The sequence below is a fragment of the Rhodococcus sp. C-2 genome, from assembly GCF_027854095.1.
GTDB lineage: Bacteria > Actinomycetota > Actinomycetes > Mycobacteriales > Mycobacteriaceae > Rhodococcus_F > Rhodococcus_F qingshengii.
In genome coordinates, this window is sequence record NZ_JAQGFI010000012.1 from 49,640 (window position 1) to 64,030 (window position 14,391).

The window sequence follows — 14,391 nt, forward strand, 5'->3', positions numbered from 1 at the left end:
AAAATCGGGTCGATTTTCGTCCGCTCCCACGAAAACCGTCAGGATCAGTGAATACCTGTCCGTATACCGACAGCGACCGGCGAAACACGACGATTTCCCCGGTCGCTACCGGCGGTCTACTGGTACAGGCGCAGGGCCGAACCGATGAAATTGCGGCCGAATGCAAGACCCGCATTGTTGAAGTAGAGAGTCGTGATCTTGTCGGCAAAAGGTACCGCCGAGTTTGCTTTGATGATCTCGGACTCAGCGTCTGCCCAAGCGGCACAAGCGTCCTCGCCCGTCAGCCCGGAAGCCTTGGTGACGGCTGCGTCGTAGGCCGGGTTGGAGATCGACGCAAAGTTCATTCCCGCAGCGGGCACCGGACCGGAGAGGAAGGGGACCAGCATGCTGGGCAGCGCGACGTTGATCGGCTCCCACGCGACATCCCACGCCGTGTTGTCCTTGCCGCTGAGTGCGACATCGAGAATCTTGTTCGAGTCTCCACTGGTGAGTTCAACGGTGGCGCCCAGGTCGTTCCACGCGTTGACTGCGACGTCGGCGGCAGCATCGGTCGCGTCGCCGAACGTCTCGTAGACCATCCGAATTCGGAGCGGTGTGCCGTCCTTGCTGCGTTTACCGTCCGCGCCGACCTTCCAGCCCGCAGACTCGAGAGTTGCTGCGGCCGCACTGGTATCGAAGTCCGGTAGGTTTCCGGCGACAGAGTCGTAGATGCAGGCCCGCGGTTCGATGGACACCATCGTGGTCGATCGGGTTCCGCGGCCGGCGGTGAAGATCTCGGCGAGGTCGTCGAGATTGAGAGCCTGGACCAGCGCCTTGCGTACGGCAGGATCGCTCGTCGGATTGCCGGGACTGTGGTTGAAGAACATCTCGCCCGCTGGAGCAGGCTGCTTGACGGTATCCAAGTTCGCGGCGTTCATGCGGTCCTGATCGGGGCCGGAGACGGCAGCGGCATTCAGATCACCGGACAACACCTGGTTGGCCGCTGTGCTGTTGTTCGTGATGATGGATGCGACGACATTCTTGGGTACACCGGCAGTGTCGGAGGTAGTGCCGTCCGGTCCCCAGTTGTATCCGTCGCGCCGAACGTAGGAGTAATGATCGTTGGCGACTGCCTCGGTCATCTGGAACATGCCCGACCCGAAGGTCGTCTTGTTTGCCGCCGTCGGATCCTTCAACCCGGCCTCGCACATGATCGGTATTCGCGCCAGGTTGAGAAGCAGGAACGGAGAGGGTTCCGGAGTTGTGACCGTTACGGTCCGGGTCGCCGGGTCGGCGGTGGCAGTTGCAGTTGCCGGTGCGTACACCCCGCGGAGAGCGGATTTGTTTGCTGCGTTGGTGATGAAATTGACGTTGTCGGCGACGGTCTGGGCAGTCAGAGCGGATCCGTCGTTACAGGTGACGCCGTCGCGAATGGTGAAGGACGCGGAAGTGGTTGTCTCTTCCCATTTCTCGGCGAGCCACGGCTTGGTTACGCCGGTATCGGGATCCGGATGGAGCAGATAGTCGTAGCTCAGACGCGCCAGTTGGTGCGCCGGCGAAGCGGCGGTCATCAGCGGATTCAGAGCGCCGGGGTCGGCCACGAGAGCCAATTTGAAGGTGCCGTCCGTGACGGGTTCACCCCCACCCGAACCCGATGAGCCACCCGTTGAGCACGCGGTCAGGGCAAGAACGGTGCCAGTTGCCGCAGCCAGTAGTGCGTAGGACCGTTGTTTCATGGTGCCTCCGGAAGGTGTGGTCCCGCCCGAGTGACGCGAGGTCTGTCGGGTCGGGAGCAAAAGACGATTGCTTGAATCTTCACCCAACAAAAGAACGAGAACATCGTCCGGATTTACGAATGTTTCGTGAGACTTGGTAGATCGCTACAACATTGTCGGATGGAAGAGACGAAGCTGGAGCATCAGGCTGAATCGAGTTTCCGGATCATCGAGATCGATGCCGGCAATCCCGGCAAGCTTCTTGAGGCGGTACCGGAACGTGTTGACGTGGATGTGAACCAAGGACGCAGCAGCCGGAATGTCGCCGAACGTGTCGAGCCAGGCACGGAGAGTGTCGACAAGGTTGATGTCGTGACTGCGGTCGTACTCACGCAGTACCGCGAGCGGACCCGATGCGGTCTCGTTCTCGTCCGCCAGGGCGTCGGAGAGGCGCAGAAGTAGGGAATTGATCTGCACGTCGTCGGCGCGCGCGACGGTCCGGCCCGAAGAATTCCACGTCGACCTCAGAACGCGAAGTGCTCGGTCGGCTTCGTCGCGTGACTTCTCCAGCGTCATCACGTCGGCCACTGTCGCACCGATTCCGATGACCACCGACTTTTCCGAACGGGAACGGTCTGCAAACTCCGACGCGATCCGACGCACGTAGTCGTCGTCGGTCTGATGCCGGGTGTGTGGGATGACGGCGTAGACGGTGCCGCCGATCGCTGCCGCCACCGACAACGGAAATACTTGGTCGAGATAGGTATTGAGTGTCAGGGCCAGTTGATCGACATCGGCTTCGGCCTCCAACGATGCACCGGCGCCGCTACGGAAGCCGGCCGCAAGTACGTTTGCCTTCGAGCGGCCGTAGCCCAGTCGCTCGGCCGCTTCCTTGGCCGAAGTGCCGCCACTCAGTAACGTGATCACCTCGCCCAACCTCAGCCGTCGTGCCGAATCCGCGGCCAGCTTGGCGCGAAGTAAACTCATCGCGGCCACGCCCGCCGCCTCGACGAGCGTTTTGACCTGCAATTCGTTCGGCTCCTCGTCCAAGATCACCCAGATCGAACCGAGGATCTGCGATGCCGCATGTATTCGCATGCCGACGCGGGGCCTGATGCCCGGCCCGATACCCGGTAGAAATACCGGCAGGGTAGAGCCGTAGATCTTGTTGAAATACCCCATTGACCTGAGCCGATCGGAATAGTGCTGCGGCACTTGATGTCCGAGGACACTCTGCTTACGTGCTTCGTCGCCGAAGGCTTGATCCGCCGAGAACGCGAGGATCCGGCTCGACTGATTCTCGATGGTGACCGGGCCGTTCAATACCTGAGCGATCGAGTTGGCAAGATCGAACAGGTCGGCGTCGGCGGCCGACGTGCGGTCCCCGGTGTTGCCGGATTCGAGGATCTCGTTGATCAACGACGCGCTTTGCAGCCAGCTTGCATCCTTGACCATTCCGAGGAGTGCGACGTCGGTGTCGGCCACCGCTTTCTCGACGAGGCCGTCGAAGTCCAGGGGCTCTTTGACGATCAGCGCTACCGCACCTGCCGAGCCGTATTCTCTTACCGCCGTTGCGATATCGGCCGAACCTGCGAGACCTGCGCCGAGTACGACGGCGCCCGCACTGTCCTGGGTAGCTTCGGACCCTTCGTGCAGGGTCACGCGGCTGACAGTGCGGGCGCCGTCGACGGTGTCGCCACCGCTGAGGAACGTCATTCCCAGTCTGTCGACGATGTCGACGATCGATACTCCCGTAGGTGTGGTCACCACCACACCTTAGGGGGAGCGGGGTCGATCAGTTGTCTGGTTGCCCTGCTCAGTTGCTGGGCTGCTCCGCCACGGCCTTCTCGACGAACCGGCGGGTCTGATCGAACGCCGCGGGCACCTGGACGGAATCGGTCATGTCACTGATCTCGGACCACCGTTCGGCGACGACCTCGGGGGAGAGTGCGCCTTCGGGGATGTAGACGCCCTGCGACTCTTCCATGCGAGCGATCGCGAAGACGCCGGCGCCGGCGCTGAGGATGGTCTTCGTCGGTGCGTCATCGGAGACCATGAACAGTGCGCCGGGTGAAATCGATTCGGGTGCAAGCAGAGCGAGAGTCTTCTCGTCGAGGAGGTCTTCGGTCATGCGGGTCGCGGCGGTCGGGGCCAGCGAGTTGACGCGGATGCCCTTGCGTTCGCCCTCGATGGCGAGAACGTTCATGAGGCCGACGACGCCGGACTTCGCGGCGCCGTAGTTCGCCTGGCCGAAGTTGCCGTAAATTCCCGATGCCGACGTAGTCATGAGGATGCGTCCGTAGTTCTGTTCGACCATGTGCGGCCAGACTGCCTTGGAACAGATGACGGAACCCATCAGATGCACGTCGATGACTTTGCGGAAGTCGTCGAGCTCGGCCTTGATGAACGACTTGTCGCGCAGGATTCCGGCGTTGTTGATCAGGATGTCCACGCGGCCCCACTTGTCCACGGCCGTCGCGACCATGGCGGCAACGGCGTCGACGTCGGTGATGTCGCAGTGGTCCGCGATGGCCTCGCCGCCCAGCTCGACGATTTCCGCCACTACTTTGGCGGCTGCGGTATCAGCGCCGCCACTGCCGTTGACCGAGCCACCCATGTCGTTGACGACGACGCGTGCGCCGCGTGCGGCGAGGGCCAATGCGTGTGAACGGCCGAGTCCGCCGCCTGCGCCCGTGATGATCGCTACCTTGCCGGAAAAATCCAACGACATTGGAAAACCTCTCTGATCTGGGATACTACTCAGTATTACTATGCGATGGCGTGGAAACAGTCAAGGGCCGGCAGGCAGTGTGAATGGGAGTGGAAGTCGAATGAGTAGTGATCTTCCGGACGTGCGATCCGCGATCATCGCCAGCGCCGCCGACGCCTTTGCCGAAGACGGTTACGCGGCCACGACTGTAGATTTACTGGCCGATCGAATCGGCGCCACCAAAGGTCTTGTCTACTACCACTTTCGTTCCAAGTTCGACATCTACCTGGCAATCTACGAGCGCGGGATGAGCCTGCTCCGCGCTGAGGTCGAGTCTCGGATGGGCGGGGCAGAAAGCGGCCTCGCGCGTCTCGAAGCGATGTCGCACGCCCACCTGGTCAATCTCATGACACACCTCGGGTACCACCACACGATCCACCAAGGCGTCCGGGGCCAGATGAACTCCGCGCTCAAACCGAGACAACAGCAAGTCCTCGTGGAACTGAATTCGCTGCGACTCGATTACGAGAATCTGTTCGTCGACGTGATGACCGAAGGTGTCGCGGATGGTTCCATTCGTGCGGGCTCACCTCGAATGGCGGCAAAAGTCCTCCTCAGCAGTCTCAACGGCATCGACCTCTGGTACCGAAGGCGTGAAGGGCAGACGTTGGCGGAGACGGAGTCGTTGGCGGACCAGATCGTCGAACTGTTGATCGGCGGATTGCGCGCTGCGAACTGACTGAAAGCTGCATTCGTCGAGCGGGTTTCCTCCGATCGATTCGTGCTGTCTTGCGGCTTGTCGTTCGGTTTGTCGTGCCCTGACAGTCGGGGTAGCATGTTGGCGTCGTGCGCGGACTTGCGTAGGAATTCAGGGAAGAGGAGGTGTGGCTGTAATGCGTGGCCAACCTCCGAGTACCAACTGAAGCTGTAGCCGCCCGGGTTGATCCGGTAGTTTGCTGCAGCTTCATCGTGTGTTCATCGGCTTCGGCTTTGCTGTGAAGCAAGCGTCGTCGTTCACTCTTCCCTCGAAAGCTGTTCAGCATGCGCGAATTTCGTCGTTCACGTTCGGTACTGCCACGTCGCTCCGCGGGGCTCGGTGACTCACATCCCGGTCACTCGCGTGCCGCACGCACCGTCGTCAAGGCTGCCCCGCCCGAGGCGGTGGCGCCCGTCGAATCGACCGTCGTCAACAGCGGCGTGTACCGCGACGGCGAGCGGATAGCGTCGCCGTCCACGCTGGCGGAAGCACTGTCATGCCTTCCGGATTCGCAGTCGATGGCGTGGATCGGAATGTACCGGCCCGACGACGCCCAGTTGTATGCCGCTGCACAACATTTCGACCTCCACGAACTGGCGGTCGAGGATGCGATCGTCGCGCACCAGCGCCCCAAGCTCGAGCGCTACGGCAAGACACTGTTCGTGGTGCTGCGTGCTGCGCGGTACCGCGACGAGACCGAGCGGGTCGAATTCGGCGAGTTGCACATCTTCTGTGGTCCGAACTTCATTCTGACCGTCCGTCACAGTGAATCGCCGGATCTGTCGGCGGTGCGGACTCGCATGGAGAACGATCCTGACCTGTTGCGGTTGGGTACCGAGGCCGTTCTCTATGCCATTCTCGACGCAGTCGTCGACGGGTACGCCCCGGTGGTGGCCGGACTGCAGAACGACATCGACGAGATCGAAACCGAAGTATTCAGTGGTGATCCCGGAGTTTCGCGTCGCATCTACGAATTGACCCGTGAGGTGATCGAATTCCAGCGGGCGACGCGTCCGCTGCTGGGGATGCTGCGTGGGTTGTCGGCAGGGTTCGACAAGTACCACACGGACGAGGAGCTCCAGCGTTACCTCCGCGACGTCACCGACCATGCGACGACTGTGGTGGAGCGGGCCGACGGCTTTCGTCAGTTGCTCGGAAACATCCTCACGGTGAACGCAACTCTGGTGTCGCAGAACCAGAACGAGGAGATGCGCAATCTGACGCAGGCGAGCTACGCGCAGAACGAGGAGATCAAGAAGGTCTCGGCGTGGGCGGCAATTCTCTTCGCGCCGACGCTCATCGGAACCGTGTACGGGATGAACTTCGACGACATGCCGGAACTGCACTGGCACTTGGGCTATCCGTTTGCGCTCTCGATGATGTTCCTGACCTGTGGAAGTCTCTACACGATCTTCAAGCGTCGGGGCTGGCTGTAGAAAGCGCCGGCTGTAGAAAGCGCTGTGCGCCTTGCCAACCGAGATCGGTTGGCAAGGCGCACAGGTGTTTTTCGGGAGGGCGCTCGAATCAGAGCGTTGCGACGCAGACCGTGAACTTACGTTCCGGGTGCTCGAATCCCGAGTCTGCCCCCGAACCGCATTCGTCGATCGACGTGGAGTTCTGCAGGATTTCGACGACCTCGACTACATTGGTGCCGCTGGTATCCGAGCATTCGATGCGGGCGGGCTCATCCATTCCGCTGCCGAGGTCCATGCATCCGCCGACTACCCAGTCGACGTCGAGACAGACAGCGCCCTGCTCGTCACCCGCGAGGGTCTCGTAGTAGTACGAGTCGACATCGGAGGCACACAGATCAGAGGTGGGAACCTTGGCGACCACCTTGTAGTTGGAATCCTTGCTACCGCAGTCCGCGTTGTCGATTTCTGCGGCCGTCGTGGTGCCTCCGAGCTTGACGCAATCACCGATCGACACGTCGATGTCGACGTCGCCGCCGTCGTCCGAGCCCTCCTGGCCGGTGATCTTCGAGGTGGTGGGGGCCGCGGAGGTAGTGGTCGAATCGGCAACCGAGGAAGATGATTCCGCAATGGCTTTCGGCTCGATGTCGGAACCGCAACCGACGGTGAAGGCGGCGATTGCAGAAGTTGCGATCACCGCAGTGCAAAGTCGCCGGACGATTCCGGACATAAGGACCCCTTTGTTGATTCTTGGATAATTCTGTTGGTTCGTGGATTGTTCGGGACCTATTCCAATACATCGGTAGTCGAATTGCCAACCGGACTGTCAGTATGGGTAGGTGGAGCTACCCCTGATGCCGCCGCTTGCCCCGATGCTCGCGAAGGCTGCGGCCACTGTGCCGCCTCAGCCCGATTCCGGTGACCCGACGTGGTCGTACGAGCCGAAATGGGACGGATTTCGAGCAATCATCTTTCGTGACGGTGACGAAGTGGTGCTCGGATCGCGAGGAGGAAAGGACTTGGCGCGGTACTTTCCCGAGGCGGTGGAAGCCGTCAAGTCTGAATTGCCCGAAAAATGTGTGGTGGACGGAGAACTGGTGGTTCCCCGTGAGATCGACGGTGTGACGCGCCTGAGTTGGGAAGCGCTCTCCGAGCGGATTCACCCCGCCGCGAGCCGCGTCGCATTGTTGTCGGAACAGACGCCCGCGCAATTTGTCGGGTTCGATTTACTGGCGCTCGGGGATCGCGACGTCTCGATCGAGGACTTCGGGGTTCGACGTGCGTTGCTCCTCGATTGCGTCGGTGGCGGGCCGAGTTGCCACGTCACGGCAGCGACGGCCGACAGCGCCGAAGCAATGGCCTGGTTCGAAACCTTCGAAGGCGCGGGTCTCGACGGGGTTGTCGCCAAGAAGCTGGCGGGACCGTACCTGCCGAACAAGCGCGAGATGATCAAGGTGAAACACGCCAGGACCGCGGATGTCGTACTGCTGGGCTACCGTCCCCACAAGAGTCAGCCAGGTATCGGGTCGATGCTTCTTGGTCTGTACGACGGTTCCGAATTGAAGATGGTCGGTGGCGCTTCTGCTTTCACCGCGGCGCGGCGGATCGAGTTGTTGGCCGAACTCGAACCTTTGCGCCTCGGGGACGACGTTGTAGCCGAGGGAGAGGCCAGCCGGTGGAGATCGGCCGCAGACCGCTCCTGGATTCCGCTTCGTCCTGAGAGGGTGCTCGAAGTGGCGTACGACCAGATGGAAGGGGAACGCTTTCGGCACGCTGCACGATTCCTGCGCTGGCGTCCGGACAGGGTGCCCGACGAATGCACATTCGATCAGTTGGAGGTTCCGGTGCGATACGACTTCGCGGATGTTCTTGCAGGCGGTAAGTGATGGCGAGCCCGGCAGAGGAACTGGACGTCGACGGGATCGCGGTCCGATTGTCGAGCCCGGACAAGATCTACTATCCGCAGTTGGGTGAGGACGGCGGAACCAAACGGCATCTTGTCGAGTACTACCGAACGGTGGCGCTGCAGGGTGCAGCGTTGCGGGCGCTCCAAGATCGGCCCACGCATCTTCAGCGATTCCCCGACGGCATCGAGGGCGAAGAGGTTTACCAGAAGCGGCTGCCGGCAAAGCGGCCCGAGCACGTCGAATCCTGCGAGGTCACGTTCCCGTCGGGTCGCAAGGCCGACGTCCTTCGAGTGCGAAGTGCTGCGAACATCGTGTGGGCCGCCAATCTCGGGACTGTCACGTTTCATCCCTGGGCCGTGCGGTGCCCGGACACCGACCACCCGGACGAACTGCGCATCGATCTCGATCCGCAACCGGGGACCGGGTTCGACGAGGCCGTTGCCATCGCGGACGAGGTCCTTCGCCCTCTGCTCGCCGAGTTGGGATTGGAAGGATTTCCCAAGACGTCCGGTGGCCGAGGCCTTCACGTCTACATCCCGCTCGAGGCGCGCTGGGATTTTGTCGAGGTCCGCCACGCGGGTATCGCCCTCGCCCGTGAAGTCGAGCGTCGTAGTGCCGATCGCGCCACAACCGCGTGGTGGAAGGAAGAGCGGGGTGAACGGATCTTCATCGACTTCAATCAGAATGCCCGTGACCGGACGATCGCGGCGGCGTATTCCGCTCGTAAGACGCCGATCGCAACTGTGTCGACGCCGGTGACCTGGGACGAACTGCGCGACGTGCATCCAGACGACTGCACCATCGCCACGGTTCCCGGCTTGCTCGCCGATCGTGGTGATCCGATGGAAGCCATGCACGACAAGGCCTTTGCCCTCGATGTTCTGTTGGAGATGTGGGAGAGGGATCTGGCGGCAGGACTGGGCGATCTGCCGTACCCGCCGAACTATCCCAAAATGCCCGGTGAACCCAAACGTGTTCAACCGAGCAAGGACCGCGATCGGAAGAACAAAGACGGGTAGCGTCAGAGGCGGACATATCGGGTAATTCGATCAGACGTCGAATGTACGGTCACGTCGAATGCACTGTGGGGGTTGGATATGGATCGCCGGAAAATGCGAGCAGCAAGCTTAGCGGCGGGCGGCGTGATTCTTGCCGCCTTCGGATTGTCACTCGGTAGCGGAACAGCGTCTGCCGCGACGTTGGATTGTTCGGCGCGCGGGCAAGATCAGACGATCGTCGACGGGTCATCCGCATGCCGAGCGGTGGCAGATCCCTCCAGTTACGCGATTTCGCACGTCGAGGGCGACGGCGTCGGCGTCGCGGATTCTCGAGACGGCGGCAGGTCGGCAGGCCTCGGCCTCTTCGGCGGCGTTGCTGCGGCGGAGTCGCGCGGTGGGTTACTTGCCGCGGTCGCGTACGGCCCGGGTTCGCTCGCACTCGGTCGCACCGACTCCTCACCCTTTGCCGTGGTGCTCAGCGGACCTGGCGGCAGAGCGGCAGTGGGTGACGCGGACGTCGGGGCGATCTGCTCAGGTGGTCCCACCCTTGTTTTCAATATCGCCACAGGTCAGGGATGTTTCAGCGACGGCACTTCGACGTGGGTCACCCCGTGAGGGCACCCCGGCCCTGAGCCTCTTGCGTGACAGTGGTCACAATGGTGTCAAGCTCCTGCCACCGATCGGGTGACCGGGCAACTTGATCAGCGGGGATCGGAGGACGCGATGACTCCCAGTGCACGACGGGGTTCACTCGCCCGGGTGGAGGTGCCTTCGCGCACCGAGCTGTACGTGGACCGGCGATTCCTTCCCTTGGCCGACCGCTTCTTCGCGATGTATCGCCAACCGCAACAAGGCGGCGGCGCGCTGGTCGTGTACCTGGGAGGCGAGAAAGTTCTCGACATCTGGGCCGGCAATGCCGATCGTGATCGGCGCTGGGACCACGACACGGTGTCGCTGTCGTTCTCGACCGGCAAAGGCGTCGCCAGCACCGTCGTTCACCGACTCGCCGAACGTGGGTTGATCGACTACGACGCCCCGGTTGCTCGGTACTGGCCTGAATTCGCGGCGGCCGGCAAGGACAAGATCACCGTCCGCGAACTGATGTCACATCGCGCGGGCCTTCACCGAGTTCGCGGCTTGATGCCGCATCCTCTCGACCTGATGGACTACGACGCGGTCGTTGCCGCCCTGGCTGCCGAGAAACCGGATCCGCGTCGGCTTCGAGGCCCCGGCTATCACGCTGTGACCTACGGCTGGTTGGTAGCCGAACTTGTGGCCAGGGTGTCCGGTCAGCCGTTCATCGACGTCGTACAAGCGGAGATAGCGAAGCCCCTCGGAGTCGACGAATTCTGGTACCGCGTACCCGAAACCGAGCGTCCACGGATCGCGAAGCTGTTCCCACATATCAACCCTGCCGGCTTGAACTGGGCCTTCGCGTCGACCGTGCTCTCACACGTCGGTCCGACTCGCGGACTCGCGGAGGCCGCGATGCCGGACGGTTTCGACGTCATGGTGCGCAACCCGGCTGTCCACGACGCCGTCATGCCGGGCTGGAACGGAGTGTTCAGCGCGCGTGCTCTCGCGAAGATGTACGGCGCCATCGCGAACGGCGGCGTGATCGACGGGAAGCGGTTCCTGAAGGAATCGACCATCGACCAGATGTCGACCATCCAGACTCGCGATCGGGATTACGTGCTGGCGGTGCGGCCCAACTGGACTCTCGGTTACCACCCGCCAATCATTGCCGCGCGGCGGCAGCCGCGGAATGCGATAGGCCACTACGGAGTCGGCGGTTCAGGCGCGTATGCGGACCTGTCCAGCGGACTCTCGCTCGGTTTCACCACCAACAGGTTGGGTAGTGCTGTGACAGCTCTCGGTGATCTTCGCCTTGCGAGGCTCGGCGCCGAGGCGCAGGAGTTGGTTCGTCGAATCTGACACGAAGGGAATGCCATGAGCAGCAACGTGTACCGGGTGACCGAGATCGTCGGCTCGTCCACCGAGAGCAGTGACGCGGCAATTCGCACCGCCATCGCCCGGGCGAACGAGACGGTGCGCAACCTCGAATGGTTCGAGGTGGTGGAAACTCGCGGTCACATCGAGAACGGCGCCGTGGCGCATTTCCAGGTCACGTTGAAGGTCGGCTTCCGGCTCGACGGCGACGAATCTTGAGTCGTCGTTCATGAGTGTTGATCTCAGGGCGGCCGTCGGGTTTATGGCGGGACATGCCAGGACTCTCGATCGGCATCGGCTGAATTTGATTCTCGGACAGGGTGACCGGGCCGCGGTTTGTGCGGCCGTGGACGGTTATCGCAACCCGGACGGTGGGTACGGCTGGGGACTCGAACCGGATCTTCGCTCGGCAACCAGCCAACCTGGCGGAGCGCTGCATGCCTTCGAAGCCTTTGCCGACATCGGAACGCCGACGCCCAGAGCGGTCGAACTGTGCGACTGGTTGCAGACCAATTCGCTGGCAGGCGGCGGTTTACCCTTCGCCTTCCCGATTGCAGACCCAGCCGGGTGTGCGCCCTTCTGGGTGGATGCAGATCCGTTGGCGCCGTCGTTGCAGATCACCAGCATCGTGTGTGCTGCAGCGGCTCGCGTTGCCGAATTCGACGAGGCCGTCGCCGAACATCCGTGGTTCGCCTCTGCCGTTCGATATTGCCTCGACGCGATCGACGGGGCGGATTCTCTGCATGCCCTCGAGCTGGCCTTTGCCTTGCAGTTTCTCGACGCGGTTCACCGGAACAGTCCCGAAGCGTCGTCGTTGGTGAGCACTCTTGGTTCGCGTATCCCGGCTGACGGCTTTGTTCACGTGGACGGGGGAGCCGAGGGCGAATTCATGCGGCCCCTCGATTTCTCACCGCTTCCCGGCGGCCCGACCCGCGCGTTGTTCGACGCATCAGTGATCGAGTCCGAACTGTCTGCGCTCGCTGCGCGACAACATGGCGACGGCGGTTGGGCGGTGGATTTCGACAGCTATTCGCCCGCCGCGGCGTTGGAATGGCGAGGTCACGCCACCGTGCAGGCGGTATGGCTGCTGAAGCGCAATGGGGTGATCTGAAAACGATTCTCGCGCCAAATTGGAACACGTTATAGTCTGGGAACCAGTTCGAGCTTCGTGTTTCAGGGATAGGGGAATGTCATGGCGTATGTGATCACGCAGCCGTGCTGCAACGACGCCTCGTGTGTTGACGTGTGTCCGGTCAATTGCATTCACCCGACACCGGACGAAGCTCCGTTCGCGACCACCGAAATGCTCTACATCGATCCCGACACCTGCATCGATTGTGGTGCGTGTGTGGACGAATGCCCGGTCGAGGCGATCTTCCCGGACAACGAACTCGACGAGGATGACGCGCCGTACCTGCAGATGAATGCGTCGTACTTCGAGAAGCATCCGATGGGCCCGGATTGGCCCGAGCCGATCACGATGGCCAAGATCGATCCCGAACTGGGAACGCTGAAAGTGGCGATCGTCGGCTCCGGCCCGGCTGCCTGCTATGCGGCGATGGAACTGACCGGCAAGCCTCGCGTCGAGGTCGACATGTTCGATCGACTTCCCACTCCCTACGGTTTGGTGCGCGCCGGCGTGGCGCCAGACCATCCCGGAACCAAGGGGGTCACCGATCAGTTCCGCGCCGTCGTCGCGAAGAAGACTGTGCGCTGCCACTTCAACGTCGAGGTGGGCACCCACATCTCGCATTCGGAACTCTTGGACCATCACCACGCAGTGATCTACGCGGTGGGCGCTGCCGGGGATCGCAAGCTCGAGATCCCGGGCGAGGATCTGCCGGGAAGTCACGCCGCCACCGAGTTCGTCGCCTGGTACAACGGCCACCCGGGATATGCCGATCGGACTTTCGATCTGTCCGGCGAGCGAGCGGTGATCGTCGGAAACGGCAACGTCGCACTCGACGTCGCACGCATCCTGGTGACCGACCCTGACCAGCTTGCGAAGACGGACCTCGCTGAGCACGCATTGGAAGCGCTGCGGAACAGCAAGATTCGTGAGGTGGTCATTCTCGGGCGTCGTGGGCCGGCGCAGGCCGCGTACACCAATCCCGAACTGTTGGCGCTCGGACAGATGGCGAACGTGGACGTAGTCGTCGACCCGATCGAAGCCGAACTCGACGAGGCCAGTCAGGCGTTCGTGGACAGCGATGCCGCCGAGCCGTCCGTCCTGCTCAAGGTCAAGCAGGCGCAGGAATTTGCTTCGCGTACCGCAGATCCTTCTCGCAAGCGGATCGTTCTCCGGTTCCTCACCTCTCCCGTCGAGGTCCTCGGCGACGGTGAAGTCTCACAGGTGCGGATCGTGAAAAACGAATTGGTGGCAACGCCGACCGGTCAGCTCTCCGCCCGGCCTACCGAAACCGAGGAGACGATCGACACTTCACTGGTGCTTCGGTCGGTCGGATACCGCGGCACACCGATGGCCGACTTGCCCTTCGACGACGCTCGCGGCGTGATCCCCAACGAGAAGGGCAGAGTAATCGACACCGAGACCGGCACGCCGATCCCGGGTGTCTACGTCGCGGGTTGGATCAAGCGCGGACCGACTGGCGTGATCGGCACCAACAAGTACTGCTCCGCCGAGACCGTGTCGATGATCTTCGACGACTTCGCTGGTGGGCGCCTCGCCACCCCGACCGAGGATGCCGACAAGTTGCAGGTTTTGTTGGCAGACCGGTCGCCGGATCAGGTGGACTATCAAGGTTGGCAGCGGATCGACAAGGCAGAACGCGCATCCGGTGCCGCAACCGGACGGCCGCGAACCAAACTCATCTCCATCGAATCCATGTTGGCGGCTGCCCGGAGCGAGGGATAGCAACGTTTGGGCGAACATCCGAATTGCTCGATTGCCGCTTTTGTGTGTTAATGACTATGGAAATGTGCGGTTTGCTCTCTTCGGCGTG

Annotated in this window: 13 protein-coding genes; 9 read left to right on the top strand and 4 right to left on the bottom strand. The window is 62.2% G+C overall.

Annotated elements, in window-relative coordinates; translation table 11 throughout:
* Nucleotides 1-116: 116 nt before the first annotated feature.
* From PCS43_RS24210 to PCS43_RS24220, 3 genes are all read right to left on the bottom strand, one after another.
* Complete coding sequence (locus PCS43_RS24210; protein ID WP_007731371.1) at nt 117-1,715, bottom strand: ABC transporter substrate-binding protein; 1,599 nt, start codon at nt 1,713-1,715, stop codon at nt 117-119.
* A 144-nt stretch (nt 1,716-1,859) separates the two neighbouring features.
* Nucleotides 1,860-3,461, bottom strand: a complete 1,602-nt coding sequence (locus tag PCS43_RS24215; protein ID WP_151098206.1) for a PucR family transcriptional regulator — start codon at nt 3,459-3,461, stop codon at nt 1,860-1,862.
* 49 nt (nt 3,462-3,510) lie between these two features.
* Nucleotides 3,511-4,425 (bottom strand): SDR family NAD(P)-dependent oxidoreductase, encoded by a 915-nt coding sequence (locus PCS43_RS24220; protein ID WP_007731375.1) that lies wholly within the window; start codon nt 4,423-4,425, stop codon nt 3,511-3,513.
* 100 nt (nt 4,426-4,525) lie between these two features.
* Between PCS43_RS24220 and PCS43_RS24225 the strand changes: the two genes are divergently transcribed.
* Nucleotides 4,526-5,143, top strand: coding sequence for a TetR/AcrR family transcriptional regulator (locus tag PCS43_RS24225; protein ID WP_209909802.1), 618 nt, complete (start codon nt 4,526-4,528; stop codon nt 5,141-5,143).
* Between the two features lie 302 nt (nt 5,144-5,445).
* Complete coding sequence (locus tag PCS43_RS24230; protein WP_007731382.1) at nt 5,446-6,597, top strand: magnesium and cobalt transport protein CorA; 1,152 nt, start codon at nt 5,446-5,448, stop codon at nt 6,595-6,597.
* Nucleotides 6,598-6,685: 88 nt separating this feature from the next.
* On the opposite strand, the gene lppU is transcribed toward PCS43_RS24230, so the two are convergent.
* On the bottom strand, nt 6,686-7,303 hold the full coding sequence (lppU, locus tag PCS43_RS24235) for an LppU family putative lipoprotein (RefSeq protein ID WP_007731384.1): 618 nt from the start codon (nt 7,301-7,303) through the stop codon (nt 6,686-6,688).
* 109 nt (nt 7,304-7,412) lie between these two features.
* On the opposite strand from lppU, the gene PCS43_RS24240 reads away from it, so the two are divergent.
* From PCS43_RS24240 to PCS43_RS24270, 7 genes are all read left to right on the top strand, one after another.
* Nucleotides 7,413-8,459: an ATP-dependent DNA ligase gene (locus tag PCS43_RS24240; protein ID WP_151098204.1), complete on the top strand. Its 1,047-nt coding sequence runs from the start codon at nt 7,413-7,415 to the stop codon at nt 8,457-8,459.
* Nucleotides 8,459-9,499 (top strand): non-homologous end-joining DNA ligase, encoded by a 1,041-nt coding sequence (ligD, locus tag PCS43_RS24245; protein ID WP_151098203.1) that lies wholly within the window; start codon nt 8,459-8,461, stop codon nt 9,497-9,499. Before PCS43_RS24240 ends, ligD begins: the two co-directional genes overlap by 1 nt.
* 78 nt (nt 9,500-9,577) lie before the next feature.
* Nucleotides 9,578-10,093: a DUF6764 family protein gene (locus PCS43_RS24250; protein WP_039973227.1), complete on the top strand. Its 516-nt coding sequence runs from the start codon at nt 9,578-9,580 to the stop codon at nt 10,091-10,093.
* Nucleotides 10,094-10,201: 108 nt separating this feature from the next.
* Nucleotides 10,202-11,413 (top strand): serine hydrolase domain-containing protein, encoded by a 1,212-nt coding sequence (locus PCS43_RS24255; protein ID WP_003940004.1) that lies wholly within the window; start codon nt 10,202-10,204, stop codon nt 11,411-11,413.
* Between the two features lie 15 nt (nt 11,414-11,428).
* Nucleotides 11,429-11,647, top strand: a complete 219-nt coding sequence (locus PCS43_RS24260) for a dodecin (RefSeq protein ID WP_003939815.1) — start codon at nt 11,429-11,431, stop codon at nt 11,645-11,647.
* A gap of 10 nt (nt 11,648-11,657) precedes the next feature.
* Nucleotides 11,658-12,539, top strand: coding sequence for a hypothetical protein (locus tag PCS43_RS24265; RefSeq protein WP_151098201.1), 882 nt, complete (start codon nt 11,658-11,660; stop codon nt 12,537-12,539).
* A gap of 81 nt (nt 12,540-12,620) precedes the next feature.
* The gene (locus tag PCS43_RS24270) at nt 12,621-14,303 is read left to right on the top strand and encodes an FAD-dependent oxidoreductase (protein WP_151098200.1); all 1,683 of its coding nucleotides are present in this window, start codon (nt 12,621-12,623) and stop codon (nt 14,301-14,303) included.
* Nucleotides 14,304-14,391 lie beyond the last annotated feature (88 nt).